At 69.4% G+C, this 15,210-nt stretch carries 11 protein-coding genes; 3 read left to right on the top strand and 8 right to left on the bottom strand.

From position 1 onward, the window contains the following. Positions 1-66 precede the first annotated feature (66 nt). A complete protein-coding gene (locus ACWEIJ_RS39880) occupies positions 67-1,392 on the top strand; it encodes an amino acid permease (protein ID WP_449842472.1) in 1,326 nt (441 codons plus the stop codon). Here the strand turns inward: ACWEIJ_RS39880 and ACWEIJ_RS39885 are convergent. Together ACWEIJ_RS39885 and ACWEIJ_RS39890 are read right to left on the bottom strand one after the other, a co-directional pair. Then, on the bottom strand, positions 1,346-3,340 hold the full coding sequence (locus ACWEIJ_RS39885) for an NPCBM/NEW2 domain-containing protein (RefSeq protein ID WP_449842473.1): 1,995 nt from the start codon (positions 3,338-3,340) through the stop codon (positions 1,346-1,348). The genes ACWEIJ_RS39880 and ACWEIJ_RS39885 overlap by 47 nt on opposite strands. Further along, entirely contained in the window at positions 3,337-6,144 is a 2,808-nt protein-coding gene (locus ACWEIJ_RS39890) for a glycosyl hydrolase family 95 catalytic domain-containing protein (RefSeq protein ID WP_449842474.1), read from the bottom strand. Before ACWEIJ_RS39890 ends, ACWEIJ_RS39885 begins: the two co-directional genes overlap by 4 nt. A gap of 209 nt (positions 6,145-6,353) precedes the next feature. On the opposite strand from ACWEIJ_RS39890, the gene ACWEIJ_RS39895 reads away from it, so the two are divergent. Next, positions 6,354-7,532 (top strand): cytochrome P450, encoded by a 1,179-nt coding sequence (locus tag ACWEIJ_RS39895; RefSeq protein WP_449842475.1) that lies wholly within the window; start codon positions 6,354-6,356, stop codon positions 7,530-7,532. Between the two features lie 3 nt (positions 7,533-7,535). On the opposite strand, the gene ACWEIJ_RS39900 is transcribed toward ACWEIJ_RS39895, so the two are convergent. The 3 genes from ACWEIJ_RS39900 to ACWEIJ_RS39910 all read right to left on the bottom strand — a co-directional run bounded on the left by ACWEIJ_RS39900 (position 7,536) and on the right by ACWEIJ_RS39910 (position 8,842). Continuing rightward, positions 7,536-7,793 carry a helix-turn-helix domain-containing protein gene (locus ACWEIJ_RS39900; RefSeq protein ID WP_355455039.1) on the bottom strand — a complete coding sequence of 86 codons (258 nt, stop codon included), beginning with the start codon at positions 7,791-7,793 and terminating at the stop codon, positions 7,536-7,538. Between the two features lie 262 nt (positions 7,794-8,055). Further along, positions 8,056-8,685: a UdgX family uracil-DNA binding protein gene (locus tag ACWEIJ_RS39905; RefSeq protein ID WP_449842476.1), complete on the bottom strand. Its 630-nt coding sequence runs from the start codon at positions 8,683-8,685 to the stop codon at positions 8,056-8,058. Then, entirely contained in the window at positions 8,663-8,842 is a 180-nt protein-coding gene (locus tag ACWEIJ_RS39910; protein ID WP_449842477.1) for a CsbD family protein, read from the bottom strand. Before ACWEIJ_RS39910 ends, ACWEIJ_RS39905 begins: the two co-directional genes overlap by 23 nt. Positions 8,843-9,058: 216 nt before the next feature. Between ACWEIJ_RS39910 and ACWEIJ_RS39915 the strand changes: the two genes are divergently transcribed. Continuing rightward, positions 9,059-9,403 carry an ANTAR domain-containing protein gene (locus ACWEIJ_RS39915; RefSeq protein WP_449842478.1) on the top strand — a complete coding sequence of 115 codons (345 nt, stop codon included), beginning with the start codon at positions 9,059-9,061 and terminating at the stop codon, positions 9,401-9,403. Here ACWEIJ_RS39915 and treZ read toward each other — a convergent pair. The 3 genes from treZ to glgX are packed head-to-tail and all read right to left on the bottom strand — an operon-like array spanning position 9,322 to position 15,179. Next, positions 9,322-10,995 carry a malto-oligosyltrehalose trehalohydrolase gene (gene treZ, locus ACWEIJ_RS39920; protein ID WP_449842479.1) on the bottom strand — a complete coding sequence of 558 codons (1,674 nt, stop codon included), beginning with the start codon at positions 10,993-10,995 and terminating at the stop codon, positions 9,322-9,324. The genes ACWEIJ_RS39915 and treZ overlap by 82 nt on opposite strands. After that, positions 10,996-13,074, bottom strand: a complete 2,079-nt coding sequence (gene treY / locus ACWEIJ_RS39925) for a malto-oligosyltrehalose synthase (protein ID WP_449842480.1) — start codon at positions 13,072-13,074, stop codon at positions 10,996-10,998. Further along, positions 13,074-15,179, bottom strand: a complete 2,106-nt coding sequence (gene glgX / locus ACWEIJ_RS39930; RefSeq protein WP_449842481.1) for a glycogen debranching protein GlgX — start codon at positions 15,177-15,179, stop codon at positions 13,074-13,076. The genes treY and glgX overlap by 1 nt, the downstream gene beginning before the upstream one ends. Positions 15,180-15,210 lie beyond the last annotated feature (31 nt).

Here is a 15,210-nt window from a genome sequence, read left to right on the forward strand (position 1 = left end):
TGACTCTCCGCCGCCATGAACTCACTATCGGGCCGCCATCGGCAGACTCGAACGGGGCTTGAGAGCGTGACTCACCTGCAACAACGGCACCTGACCATGATCGCGCTGGGCGGGGTGATCGGCGCGGGGCTCTTCGTGGGCACGGGTGCGGGCATCGCGCTGGCCGGCCCGGCCGTGCTCATCTCATTCGGTCTCGCCGGTTTTCTGGCCCTGCTCGTGATGCGCATGCTCGGGGAAATGGCCGCGGAACACCCGAGCGGCGGTGCCTTCTCCGTCCACGCCGAGAAAGCGATCGGCCCGTGGGCGGGTTTCACGGTCGGCTGGCTCTACTGGGCGACGGTCGGCGTGGTGCTGGCGGTCGAGGCCACGGGCGCCGCGAAGATCGCCGCGGGCTGGGTCCCAGCGGTCCCGCAGTGGGCCTGGGTGCTGATCTTCATGTCGGCGCTGACCGCCGTGAACCTCGCCAACGTCCGCAACTTCGGCGAGTTCGAGTTCTGGTTCGCGGGCCTCAAGGTGGCCGCGATCGTCCTCTTCCTCGCACTCGGCGCGGCCGCGATCGCCGGTCTGATCCCGAACGTCGACTCCCCGGGAATCCAGAACCTCACGGACTTCCTGCCCCACGGCTGGTCAGGGGTGATCGCCGGTTTCATGGCGGTGGTGTTCGCGTTCGGCGGCCTGGAGGTCGTCACGATCGCCGCCGCCGACGCGGAGGACCCGAAGCACGCCATCGGCAAGGCGGTCCGCACCTCGATGACCAGGCTGCTCGTCTTCTACCTGGGTTCCATGGCCGTGGTGGTCACCCTGCTGCCGTGGAACGACTCCGAGGTGGGCGCGAGCCCGTACGTCGCGGTGCTGAACCGCCTGGGCATCCCGGCGGCCGGCCAGATCATGAACGTGGTCATCTTCGTGGCCCTGCTGAGCGCCATCAACGCCACCCTCTACGGGGCCGCCCGCATGCTCTGCTCCCTGGCCGAACGCGGCGAGGCCCCGAAAGCCCTCCTCACCAGGCAGCACGGCGTTCCCCGCAACGCCGTGCTGGCCAGCGTCGCGTTCGGGTTCTTCTCCGTCGTCCTCAACCACCTCTGGCCGGACACCGTCTTCCTGTTGCTGCTCAACGCGGTGGGCTCCGCGCTGCTGGTCGTCTGGGCGTTCATCGCCGTGTCCCAGCTCAGGCTCCGCCGCACCATCGCGAACCCGACGGTGCCGATGTGGGGGCACCCGTACCTGTCCTGGCTCGCGCTGGCCGGCATCGCGGCGGTCATCGTGCTGATGCTGAACGACGAGCAGGCCCGCGGGCAGATCCTGTCCACGGGCGTGCTCGTCGCCGTCGTCGCCGCGATCGGGCTCAGCAGGTCAGCTTTGCGCCGGCGAAGTCTCCGCGGTCGTATTTGACGCCGTCACCGCCGTCGTTGAGCACGAGCCGCAGGAACTCGGCCCCTGCCAACGACCCCGAGATCGTCACCGCGTCGTCCTTCCAGGTGCGCAGGCCGCTGGACGCCACGCGGGTTCCGTCCGCCCAGATCTCGAAGATCGCCGAGCCCTGCTGGTTGACGTCCCGCTCGTCGTCGATGCCGACGTCGGACGAGAACGAGGTGCAGCGCCCGCCCACGTAGAGGATCAGCTCGGCGTTGGCGTGCGCGCCGAGCCCCTTCTCGTAGGTCTTGCCGTTGATGGTCAGCGTCTTGCCGTCACCGCCGACGAAGCCGCCGTTGGACCTGTCGCGCTCGACCGGTCCGTAGCCGCTGCGTTCGGTGGTGAACCTGACGTCGCTCGCCCACAGCGAGGCACCGGACGGCGGCGCGGCGGGCACCAGCACCGGCGAGGTCACCGGCCTCGTCAGCTGCCCGTGCCCGACCCACGTCACGCGCAACGAGCCGTTCAGCACGTGCGCTCCCGGCACCGCACCGGCCGGTGGTGTCACCTTCCACCTGCTCCGCACCGACTGAGAGGTCAGCAACACCGGCGCGCGTTCGGACGAGAGCCGCTCGACCTTCCAGCCCGCGGGCGCCGTGAACGTCGTGGACGCGTTCAGCACGGGAACCGGCGCCTGGTTGGTCGCCGTCACGGTCGCGACGAACGGCTCACCGGCCGGGGTGATCGTGCTCGGAATCCCCTCGTACTGCTGCGCGATGTCGAGCGAGGTGTCGATCGCGGGCTCGTGCCGGTACCAGTCCTGCGACGCCTTCACCCGGAAGATCGCGGTACCGTGCGGCGGCAGGGCGGCCGAGATGGCGCCGGCCGACTGGAAGTTCTTGTGCTGCCACAGGTCCCGCACGGTGTAGCCGACGCTGCGCGGCAGCCCCAGATCGCGGGCCGAGGTGGAGATGGTGGCGTTCACCTCGGACTCGTTGAACAGCGCCACCGCCTTGTCGCCGTTGGCCAACGGCTTGACGAACACCCAGTGCCCGTCCTTCTGCGAGATGACCTTGCCCTGGACGCCGAGCCGGTCCTGGTCGATCGCGATGATCTCCTTGTTGCGCAGGATTTCGAGGTGCTCGGCCGACACCTTGCGCAGATCCGCGCCGATCAGCAGCGGTGCCGCCATGATCGACCACAGCGCGAAGTGGCTCTGGTACTCCACAGTGGACTGCTGGCCGTTGCCGACCTCCAGCATGTCCGGGTCGTTCCAGTGGCCGGGGCCCGCGTACGCGTCCAGCGGCGCGTTGAGCTTGAGGATCTCGACCGTCTTGGACCACGTGTCGTTGATGTCCCCCGTGGTGCGCCATAGGTTTCCGACGTCCTTGCCCCACTCCCACGGCTTGTTCTGGCCCCACTCGCAGATCGAGTAGACGATCGGGCGACCGGTCCTGCGCAGCGCGTCCCGCATCTTCATGTAGCGCTCCAGCGCGGGACGGCCCTCGTTGTTGCAGTTGTCGTACTTGAGGTAGTCGACACCCCAGTCCGCGAACGTCTGCGCGTCGAGCTCCTCGTGGTCCAGCGCACCGGGCATCGTCTTCGCGCACGTCATGGTGCCCGCGCTGGTGTAGATGCCGAACTTGAGGCCGCGGGCGTGGACGTAGTCGGCAAGCGCCTTCATGCCGCTGGGGAACCGGGTCGGGTGGTTGCGCATCCGCCCGGTCGCCGGGTCGCGGGTGGCGTCGGCCCAGCAGTCGTCGACGTTCACGTACTGGTAGCCCGCGTCCTTCAGGCCCTTGGTCACGAAGATGTCCGCCATGTCGCGGATCATCTGCTCGTTGATGTCGCAGCCGGTGGTGTTCCAGTTGTTGAACCCCATCGGCGGCGTGAGCGCCAACGCCGGATCCGCGGCGACGGCGGGTGGTGACGCGGGGACGACCGCGGACGCCACGACGAGCGTCAGCGCGGTGAGCAGTGCTCTCACTTCGGCTTCTCCAGGGTGATCGCGAAGACGTGCAGGCGTGGCCCGCTCGTCTTGGGCAGGGTGACGGCGGAGAGCTCCTTGGCGGGGTCGAGCGCGAGCGTCTGGTGGAAGATCGACACCTGCTTCTGCACGGGACCGGAAGGCGTGTGCATCAACGTCGTGGCAACGGGTTCCGACTCGCCGAACTGCGGTCGCTGCTGCCACGCCGTGACCTGGAACCGGACGGGCGCGGAACCGTCGGCGTAGGTCAGCGCGCCGTCCGCCTCGACGTTGTTCGTGTCCGCGGCCGCGAGCAGGTGCAGCTTCACGTACCTGCCCGCCGGGACCGCGAGCGTCTGCCCGGCCGCGACGACGTTGTTCTTGCTGGCCTCGTCACCGTTGTGGAACTCGAACAGGACGCCGTCGTCGGTCACCGACCCGGTCTGCGGCAGCTGCGCGGCGGGATAGGTGTTGCCCAGGCCGTCGAAGTCGCCGTCGCGGCTGGTGAACTCGTTGGACAGGCCGTCGTTGTCGAACGCAGCGCTGATGTCCACCGGGACCGCGCTGCCACCGGGCGGCAGCGCGGGCAGGCCCCACCGCCTGCCCGGCTCGGTGATCCGCACCGGCGCGATGGTGAAGTCGCGCTCACCGCGAGCGTGGATCAACGCCTCCTGGCCGGGCCGCAGCTCCAGCTCGACCACGCCGTCGCGCACGCTCCACCGGCCGCACCCGCGCACCTCGATGCGACCCTCGATGCCGGTGCGGATGCGGCACGGCCGGCCGGCTTCGCTGCGCACGCGCACGAACCGCGTCCTGCCGCCGCGCCGGACCGCGCTGACCAGGAACGCGCCCTCGGTGCGGGTGTCGTGGATCGTGACGTCCTGCCAGGCCGCGGGCACCGCCGGGAAGATCCGGATCAGCCCGCCCCAGCTCTGGATCAGCATGTCCTGCAACGACTTCGCGGCGCTCAACGGCGTCTCGATCACCGGACCCGCCTCGAAGTACATCGTGTTGGGCTGGGCGAACCTGGCGACGAACTCGCGCAGGTACCCCAGCGCCTCGTCGCCGCGGGTCATCCCGGCCGCGATCGAGGCCGCGCCGGTGAAGGTGAAGCCGCGCAACGATCCCTCGAAGCTCAGCCAGTGCTTCAGCGAGCGGTCGATCAGGTCGCGGTGCTCCGGCTGCTCCCAGTTGACCTCGTACAACGGGTAGACGGCGAGCAGGTGCGAGTAGTGCCGGTGCGACTTGGCGAACGGCACCCCGGCGCCGATCATGAACCCGCCCGCGTCCGTCGGATACTCGACGAGCTGGTCGAGCACCTCCTGCCACTTCGGCGCCAGCGGGTCGTCGATCTTGAGCAGCTCGGCCGACTCGATCAGCGTGCGGCACGACCAGCGCAGCAGCGCGAGGTCGAAGTTGCAGTCGGGGGCGACGCCGTACTCGGGCGAGTAGCTGGGCAGCAGGTGCAGCCTGCCGTCGTTGCCCTTGCGCAGGAAGTGCAGGTAGTAGTTGGTGGACCTGCGCAGCACCGGGAAGACGGTGTCCCTGAGGATCCGTTCGTCCATCGTGTGCCGGTAGTGCAGCCACGCGTTGTGCAGCAACCACGGCAGGTTCCCGATCTCCGGGTCCGGCGAGGGGTGCAGCGGCGAGCCGACGAACCCGGCGTCGGAGAACGTGGGGTCGGTGCTGCGCCGCAACCCCATCGAGTCCTCGCGGAACTCCGGCCGCAGCGCGTCGATCAGGATCTGCTGGTTCTGCGAGATCGTCCGCGGGATGGGGTCGAGTTCGAGGTGGTTGGACGCGAGCACGGCCCAGTACTCCAGCTGGGCGTTGAGGTTGAACCACACCGACGGCCACGGCGTCGGCTCCAGCCACGGCCCGGTGGTGGGCATGATCGGAGCCTCCGCGCGGGCTCCGGACGCGAGCTTGTACAGCTGGATCCAGTAGAAGCTCTGCAGCAACGCGTCCGGCAGGGACACGAAGCTCTTGCGGTAGAAGCGGTGCCACCACGTCCGGTGCTGGTAGCGCAGCACCTCCGGCGGCGACGCCGCGGTGACCGTCTGCCTGACCGTCGCCTCGGCGGTGCGGTCGGGGAACGAGTGGTCGACCGACAGCAGCAGCTCAGTGCGGCCGGGCACCTTCCTGACCCGGTACGCGGTGGCCGTCTGGCCGCCCGCGACCATCTCCTGGGTGACGAGCGTGAGCCCGTTCTCGGTGCGGGTCACCGGCTTCGGGTTGAGCGGGAACGTCGCGGGCGGTGGCTCGCGGATGATCCGCGGGCTCAGCGCGTCGAGTGCCTGGAACTCCAGCTTCGCGTCGCGTTCCCCGCCCGACGGCCGCACTTCCAGGTGCAGCAACGACTTCTCCGCGTGCACGAACGTCCGCACCGCCAACTCGCCCCGGTCCGTGACGATCTTGCCGCGCAGTTCGGCGTTCCAGAGGTCGAGCCGGAGGTCGACGCCCGTGATGGTGCCGACCGGGGTCAGCAGCACGCGGCCGACCGGCAGCCGCGCCACCCCCCACTCGTTGCCGAACTGCGGCCGGTGGTCCTGCACCTTCGCGTGGTCGACGGTGAACCGGACGGCGTTCGCGCCCGGCTCCCGGTAGACGGCGGTGGCCAGGAAACCGTTGCCCAGGAACGGTCCCTCGTACCAGGCGCGCGGGATGCGCTGCCACACCAGGTCCTGCTCACCGAGGAACCGCTCCCAGTCGATCCTCGTGGCGCACCCGGCACTCCCCGCGTCCGCGCTCGCCTCGACCGGCAACGCCGTGAGCGCCGCCCCTGCCACCACTCCACCGAGCAACCCGCGCCGCGACAGCTCCACAGAACACCTTTCAGGGTCCGCGGCGGCGGTGACCAAAGATCGGAGGTGTACCTACGTTCGCAGCCTAGGACGGCCTCCAGAGGTGGTCAAGGCCAGCCAGGCATCGGATGAAACCGCTTACCGCAGTTGGCGAGTCAAGACGCCACGGTAGTGATCACGCGGTCCTGACGCGCATGATGGCCTCTGCCGCAGCAGCCTGGAGGATGCCCATGATCGCGCGTTCCTACCCGTTCGGCCCGGTGAACGGACTCGATCTCGACCCGATGTACGGCAGGCTGCGGGACGAGGAACCTCTCGCCCGCGTGCAACTCCCCTACGGCGAAGAGGGCTGGCTGCTCACCAGATACGACGACGTCCGATCAGCGCTCAGCGACCCGAGGTTCAGCCTCGCGGAGGCGGCCGTGCGGGACACGCCGAGGATGGGTCCGCAGCGGCTGGGCGCGATCCTCACCGACCTCGACCCGCCCGACCACACCCGCTTGCGCCGCCTGCTCTCCCACGCGTTCACCATGCGCCGCGTGGAACAGTTGCGCGCCAACGCCGAACGGCTCGCCGGCGAGCTGCTGGACGACGTGGAGAAGGCCGGCCCGCCGGCCGACCTCCTCACCACGTACGCGGTTCCGTTGCCAGGACTGATGATCTGCGACCTGCTGGGCGTGCCGTACGAGGACCGCGACCACTTCCAGGACCTGGCCGCCGCGTTCATGTCGATCACCGCGCTGACCCAGGACGAGCGGATGGCCCGCCTCGGCGAACTGGCGGGCTACCTCGGCGGACTCGCCGAGCAACGGCGTGAGCACCAGGAGGACGACCTCATCAGCGCCCTGGTGGTGGCGCAGGAGGAAGGCGACCGGCTCACCGCCGAGGAGCTGGTGCAGCTCACCGTGTTGCTCCTCGGCGCGGGCTACGACTCCACCGCCGCGCACATCGCCAACTCCGTGTACACGTTGCTGCAGTTCCCCGACCAGGCCGACCTGCTGCGCGCCGACCCCGGCCTCATGCCGGGCGCGGTCGAGGAGCTGCTTCGCTGGATCCCCACCCAGGAGATCTCGGACATCCTGCCCAGGTACGCGCTGGAGGACGTGGAGCTGAGCGGCGGCATCGTGCGGGCGGGCGAACCGGTCCTGCTCGCCAAGCACGCCGCCAACCGCGATCCGCGCCGGTTCCCCGACCCGGACCGGTTCGACGTGACGCGCGACGCCAAGGGGCACCTGACGTTCGGGCACGGGCCGCACCACTGCATCGGCGCCCAGCTGGCGCGAATGGACGTCCAGGTCGCGCTGACGGCGATCCTCACGCGGTTCCCCGGACTGCGGCTGGCCGAGGACGTGCGGTGGCGGACCGGCATGGCGATGCGCGGACCGCTCGCGCTGCGGGTCACCTGGTGAGCGCTAGGCCGAGCGGCTCTGCGGCGCCAGCAGCTCGTTGATGGCGTCCAGCGAGATGCCCAGCGCGCCCGCGAGCGCGGCGATCGTGAAGAACGACGGCGTGGGAGCACGTCCGGTCTCGATCTTGCGCACGGTCTCGGCCGACAACCCGGCGCGAGCCGCGATCTCGACCATGCTCTCCTCGCCGCGGGCGTCCCGCAGCAACTGTCCGAGCCGCCTGCCGCGCTCCCGCTCCGTCGAGGTCAGGGGAATGCGCACCATGTCTGCGGATTCTACGCGAAACGTGCAAGTCAGCGACTGCCGCAAAACTCCGTTGCGACGCCAGCCGATCACGACATAGGTTCGTCGTACACAAGAGAGGAGGTGGTCCGAAGTTGTATAGCTACAGGACTCGTGAGGTGGCTGTCCGCTAGGACCAGCCCTCGGTGACCCTGGCGAATACCAGGCAGCCACCCGGCCCCCGGACTTCGAGCGCTGGTCCCGCTCGGCCCGCTAGCGCGGGAGTCGTCCGGGGGTTGTCCCGTTACAGGGACTTCTTCAGGGCCTTGAGATCGGCCACGAACGCCTCGTAGGCCTCGTCCCGGTTCTCGGCCCGCAGCACCGCCGACGGGTGCACGGTCACCCCGACCCGCAACCCGTCCTGCTCCAGCACCTCACCGCGGTGCGCGGTCAACGTGAAGGAAGCCCCGAGCAGCGCCTTCGCCGCCACGGCCCCCAGACACACGACCAACCGCGGCCGCACGACCCGGATCTCCTCGCGCAGCCACGGGAAGCACGCCACCACCTCGCCCCGCCGGGGCTGCTGGTGGATCCTGCGCTTGCCGCGCTCGACGAACTTGAAGTGCTTCACCGCGTTCGTCAGGTACGCGGCCTGCCGGTCGATCCCCGCGGCGGCCAGCGCCCGGTCCAGCAACCGTCCGGCCGGGCCGACGAACACGTGGCCCTCGACGTCCTCGCGGTCACCGGGCTGCTCTCCCACCATCATCAGCGGCGCCGGCACCGGTCCCTCGCCGAACACGGTCTGGGAGGCGTCCCGGTAGAGGTCACAGCCGCGGCACTCGCACGACGCAGAACGCAGCGCCGCCCAGTCCTTCCCCTCCGGGACGAACTGGGCGGCGCCGGCGGACTTCTTACTTGTCCGAGCGGAAGGCATCCTTGACCTTCTCGCCGGCCTGCTTGATGTCGGCCTTGACGCGCTCGCCACGGCCCTCGGCCTGCCACTGCTCGTTGTCGGTGGCGTCGCCTACCGCTTCCTTCGCGCGGCCCTTCATCTCCTCGGCCTTGTTGCTGAGCTTGTCGTCGGCACCCATGGATCAGGCTCCTTCAGTACGTGGTCAGCTACATGGATCGGTTACCCGGCGAGCACGGTCCGAAACAGTTGATAAGGTGATCACTCGCGGTTGAGAACCCAGCCGCAAGCCGATGAGACGGCTTGCTCTGGGTGTGTCCCGCCTTTTCGAGCGCTCCCGAGCCCGTCGTCTCACCGGCATGCCGCTGTGACCATGACGACGTGAAAGGAGCCGGCGGTGTCGTCCGCGAGAATCACCGCCCTCGAGGCCGAGGTGGCGGGGCTGCGCAAGGCTCTGGTGTCCCGGACCGTCATCGGGCAGGCCACGGGCCTGATCGCCGCACGCAAGCCCTGCACACCCCAGCAGGCGTTCGGGCTGCTGGTGCACATCTCCCAGCACCACAACATCAAGCTGCACGTCGCCGCCGACCGGCTGGTGGCGGCGTTCGTGCACGCCCACCTCGGCCAGCCGGTCAGGCCGGCCGACCAGGCGCTGTGGGATCACGTCGACGCGACGACCGCGAACGACTCGGGCGAAAGCGACGACGGATTCGCCGAGGAGGTCAGCAGCACCTCGCCCTGAGGCAGCGGGACGGGCGTCGTGCCGAGGTTGACCACCACGCGGGTCGTTGCGCGGTGCAGCACGAAGCACAGCCCGTCCTGCTCCACCACGAACCTGTCCAGCCGCGGATCGGCGAGCTCAGGCCGGGAGCGGCGCAACGCGATCAACGCCCGGTACGTCCGCAGCACCTTCGCGTGCTCGCCGGTCGTGACCTCGTCCCACTTCAGCCTCGAGTTCTCCACGGTCTGCGGCGACATCGGGTCCGGAACGTCGGATTCGCCCCAGCCGTGCCGCGCGAACTCACGTCGCCGGCCCGTCCGCACGGCCTCGGCCAGCTGCGGGTCCGGGAAGGACGCGAAGAACTGCCACGGCGTGCTCGCCGCCCACTCCTCCCCCATGAAGATCATGGGCGTGTAGGGCGAGCAGAGCACGATCGCCGCCGCGCACAACAACTTCCCGGTCGAGACCGTCGCGGGCAGCCGGTCGCCGGTGGCGCGGTTGCCGATCTGGTCGTGGTTCTGGGTGTAGGCCAGGAACCGGTGGCCGGGGATCAGCGCCGTGTCGACCGGCTTGCCGTGGTGCTTCTCCCGGAACGACGACCAGGTGCCCGCGTGGAAGAACACCTTCTCCAGCGTGTTCTTCAACGCTCCCGGTGCCGCGAAGTCCTCGTAGTAGCCGAACGTCTCGCCGGTCAGCGCGACGTGCAGGCAGTGGTGGAGATCGTCGGACCACTGCGCGTGCAGGCCGTACCCGCCGCCTTCGCGTGCGGTCACGAGCTTCGCGTCGTTGAGGTCGGACTCGGCGATCAGCGTCAGCGGGCGGCCGACCCGCGTGGAGAGCGCGTCCACCTCGACCGCCAGCTCTTCGAGGACGTGCACCGCGCGCTGGTCGGCCAGCGCGTGCACGGCGTCGAGCCGCAGACCGTCCACGTGGAAGTCCCCGAGCCACTGCAGGGCGTTGTCGATCACGTACCGGCGGACCTCGTCGGAGTTCGGCCCGTCCAGGTTGAGGCCCGGACCCCAGTCGTTGCGACCGGCGAAGTACGGCCCGAACCTGTCGAGGTACGCGCCGGACGGTCCCAGGTGGTTGTAGACCACGTCGAGCAGCACGGCGAGGCCGCGCGCGTGGCAGGCGTCGACGAACCGCTTGAACCCGTCCGGGCCGCCGTACGGTTCGTGCACCGCGCCCCACAGGACACCGTCGTAGCCCCAGCCCTCCACGCCGTCGAAGCTGTTGACCGGCATGACCTCGACGAACGTGATGCCGAGGTCCACCAGGTGGTCGAGCTTGGCGATGGCCGCATCGAACGTCCCTTCCGGCGTGAACGTGCCGATGTGCAGCTCGTAGAGCACGCCGCCGGGCAACGCGCGGCCCGTCCAGCTCTGGTCGGTCCACTCGAAGTCGTGCCGGTACACGCGGGACGCCTCGTGCACACCGCGCGGCTGCCACAGCGACCGCGGGTCCGGATACGCCTGGCCGTCGATGACGAACGCGTAGTCCGTCCCTTCGGCCTCCGAGTGCCACCAGTCGCCGTCGCGCTTCATCTCGTGGTCGACGCCGTCGACGCGCACGTGCACCGACTCGGGCGTCGGGGCCCAGACAGAGAAGCTCACTCATCCCCCTCGTACGAGCAGCGCCACCGGATAGCGGTCGAGCAGGCTCGCCAGGTCCTCCGCCGCCGGCCGCCCGGTGAGCACGTCCGTCCACTCCGGACCGCTCGGCAACGGCAGAACGGTGTCCTGCCAGCCCTTGCGCGCCAGCGCGACCGGCAACCTGGTGGCCACCGTGATCACGCCGGATCGTTCGAACGCCAGCACGTGGTCTGCGGCGGGCCCCTCGGCCGTGAGCGGCCGGTAGCCGTGCAGACCTCGTTTCCGCACGTGCAGGGCCTTCTGCACGACCAGGAGCTTCGCGGCGCCTGAGTCGTCGACCTCCGGCAGCCAGCCGTCCTCGATGCGCGCCAGCAGCTCCCGGCGGACCGCGTAGTCCACCGGGCGGCGGTTGTCCGGGTCGACCAGCGAGAAGTCCCACAGCTCGGTGCCCTGGTAGAGGTCGGGCACGCCGGGCGCGGTGAGCTGGACCAGCTTCTGCCCCAACGAGTTCGACCAGCCGGGCGCCCTGATCCGGTCGGCGAACGCGGCGACCTCCGGCTCGTCGAGCACCTTCGCGGGCCACGCGGCCACCTCGGCGTCGAACTCGGCGTTCCGGTCGACCCACGAAGTCCTGATCTTGGCTTCCCTGGACGCCTTCTCCAGGTACTGGCCGAGCCGCTCCTCGGTGATCGGGAAGGCGCCGACGAGCGACTGCCACGCGAGCCGGTTCAGCGTCGGTTCCGAGATGCCGTGCTTGCCGGACATCGCGGCCTCGAACGCCAGGTAGTCGTCCGGGATCTCGGCCAGCACCGCGAGCCGCGCCCGGACGTCCTCGGACCGCTTGGTGTCGTGCGTGGACAGTGCGGTCATGGCCTGGGGCGTCTGCGCCTCCCGGGCCGCCGCGCGCTGGTGGAACTCGTCGACGGACAGGCCGAACCGGTCCGGCGAGCCACCGACCTCGTTCAGCGCCACGAAGTTCGTGTACCGGTAGAACGCGGTGTCCTCGGTGCCCTTCGCGACGACCATGCCGGACGTCTGCTGGATCCTGGTCGCGAGCTCGCCGTGCGGGTCGGCGCGCACCTGCTCGTCGAGCGCGCGCACAGCGGGCGACTCGGCCCGTTGAACCGCGGTCTCCCAGTACCGTGAACCCTCCGGCAGGTACGACCGGTACACCGGGAAGTTGACCATCACCTCGGCGACGGCCTGACAGGCGTCCTCGAACGGCACGCCCTGCACCAGCCGGGCGATCCGGCGCACCTCGGCCACCAGGATCGAGTCGGCGACCTGCTGCCGGGACGCGTGCTCGACCTCACCGAAGCCGCCGCCGAACCTCTCGGTCGGCGCGATGAACACACCGCAGACCTCGCGCAACGCGTCGTAGCCGGTGGTGCCGTCGACCGGCCAGCTCTGCGGCAGCGACTCGTCCGGCCCGAGGATCTTCTCCACGACCAGCCAGCCGTCGAAGTGCTCGCGCAACCGCCGGAAGTAACCGCCGGGATCGGCCAGGCCGTCCGGGTGGTCGACGCGCAACCCCGTGACGCCCCACGACAGGACCTCGCGGTGGGTCGCCTCGAACACCTCGGGGTCCTCGACCCTGATCGCCGCCAGTTCGGTGATGTCGAAGAACCGCCGGTAGTTGAGCTCGCTGTTGCCGCGCCGCCAGTCGACCTTCACGAAGTGCTCGCCCGGTTCGTCCGGCGAGCCCTCCGCGAGGACCGGCAGCAGGACCTTGCCCGACGACCAGTCGATGTCGAAGTACCGCGCGTACCTGGATTCCCGGCCGTTCCGCAGGACGTCGTCCCACCACGGGTTCGGCACGACCATGTGGTTGGGCACGATGTCGACCACGAGCCCGAGGTCGTGCCGCCGCAGGCTCTGCTGCAACGCCCTGCGGCCCTCGTCACCGCCCAGCTCGGGCCGCGCACGCGTCGGGTCCACGACGTCGTAGCCGTGCGTGGACCCCTCGCGTGCGTCGAGCATCGGCGACGCGTACAACGCGCCGATGCCCAGGCGCGCCAGGTAGTCCGCGATACCGGCGGCGTCGGCGAAGGTGAAGCCGGGGGTGAACTGGACGCGGTAGGTGGAGGAAGGCGCGCCCATCAGCCCACCCGCTGCAGCACGACGAGCGACCGCGCGGTCAGCGTCAGCTGCCCACCGGCGACGACCGGCTTCTCCCCGTCGCCGACCCGTCCCGTCGTGGTGTCGACCACCACCGTCCACTCAGGACCGTACTCGGCCTCGGGCAGCGTGATCTCGATGTCCTCGAAGTGCGCGTTGAACGCCATCAGGAACGAGTCGTCGACCACCCGCATGCCGCGCGCGTCGAGGTCCGGGATGCCCTCGCCGTTGAGGAAGATGACGATGCACTTGCCGAAGTCGTCCTCCCAGTTCTGCTCGGTCATCTCCTCGCCCGAGGGCGTGAACCACGCGATGTCGCGCAACTCCTCGCCCTTGCGGATCGGCCGTCCCGCGAAGAACCGCCGGCGCCGGAACACCGGGTGCGCCTTGCGGAACTTCGCCAGCGCCGCGGTGAACTCGACCAGCTCGGCATTGGTCTCCAGCAACGACCAGTCGACCCACGAGACCTCGTTGTCCTGGCAGTACGCGTTGTTGTTGCCGTGCTGCGTGCGCCCGAACTCGTCGCCGTGCAGGATCATCGGCACACCCTGCGAGAGGAGCATGGTCGCCATCAGGTTCCGCCGCTGCCGCGCCCGCAGTTCGAGGACCTCCCGGTCGTCCGTCGGTCCCTCGACCCCGCAGTTCCACGACCGGTTGTGGCTCTCGCCGTCCTGGTTGTCCTCGCCGTTGGCCTCGTTGTGCTTGTCGTTGTACGTCACCAGGTCGTTGAGCGTGAACCCGTCGTGCGCCGTCACGAAGTTGATCGACGCGTACGGCCGGCGCCCGTCGTCCTGGTAGAGATCGCTGCTGCCGGTGATGCGCGACGCGAACTCGCCCAGCGTCGCCTGCTCACCCCGCCAGAAGTCCCGCACGGTGTCCCGGAACTTGCCGTTCCACTCCGTCCACAGCGGAGGGAAGTTGCCGACCTGGTAGCCACCGGGCCCGACGTCCCACGGCTCCGCGATCAGCTTGACCTGCGACACCACCGGGTCCTGCTGCACGACCTCGAAGAAGGTCGCCAGCCGGTCGACGTCGTAGAACTCGCGGGCCAGCGTCGCCGCGAGGTCGAACCGGAACCCGTCCACGTGCATCTCGGTGACCCAGTACCGCAGCGAGTCCATGATCAGCTGCAACGTGTGCGGCGACCGCACGTTCAGCGAGTTACCCGTGCCCGTGTAGTCCATGTAGAACTTGGGGTCGTCCTCCACCAGCCGGTAGTACGACTCGTTGTCGATCCCGCGCATCGACAACGTCGGCCCGAGGTGGTTGCCCTCCGCCGTGTGGTTGTAGACGACGTCGAGGATGACCTCGATCCCGGCCTGGTGCAGCGCCCGCACCATGCCCTTGAACTCCTGCACCTGGTTCAACGGCAACGCGGAGTAGCCGTCGTGCGGCGCGAAGAAGCCGATCGTGTTGTAGCCCCAGTAGTTGCTGAGCCTGCGCTCCGCCAGCGTGTGATCGCTGATGAACTGGTGCACCGGCATCAGCTCGACCGCCGTGATGCCCAGCTTGATGAGGTGGTCGATCATCACGGGGTGCGCCAGGCCCGCGTAGGTCCCGCGCAGCCGCGGCGGGATCTCGGGGTGGTCGATGGTGAGGCCGCGCACGTGCGCCTCGTAGATGACGCTCTCGTTGTACGGCGTCTTCGGCAACCGGTCGTTCGTCCAGTCGAAGAACGGGTTGACCACGACCGACTTGGGCACGTGCGGCGCGGAGTCGGCGTCGTTGCGCTCGTCCGGCGCCCCGAACTTGTACCCGTACAACGCCTCGTCCCACGACAGGCCGTTGGAGATGGCCTTCGCGTACGGGTCGATCAGCAGCTTGTTCGGATTGCAGCGGAGTCCGCGCGCCGGGTCGTGCGGACCGTGCACGCGGTATCCGTACTTCTGGCCAGGTCCGACGCCCAGCAGGTAGCCGTGGTGGACGAAGCCGTCCACCTCCGGCAGCCTCACGCGGGTCTCGGTGCCGTCGTCGTCGAAGAGGCAGAGTTCGACGTACTCCGCGACCTCGGAGAACAGGGCGAAATTGGTGCCTACGCCGTCATATCCGGCGCCCAGCGGGTAGGGCCTTCCAGGCCAGGGTCGCACGATGCTCCTCGTCACAAGCGGCGGCTACCCA

The organism is Lentzea sp. NPDC004789 (assembly GCF_053601075.1).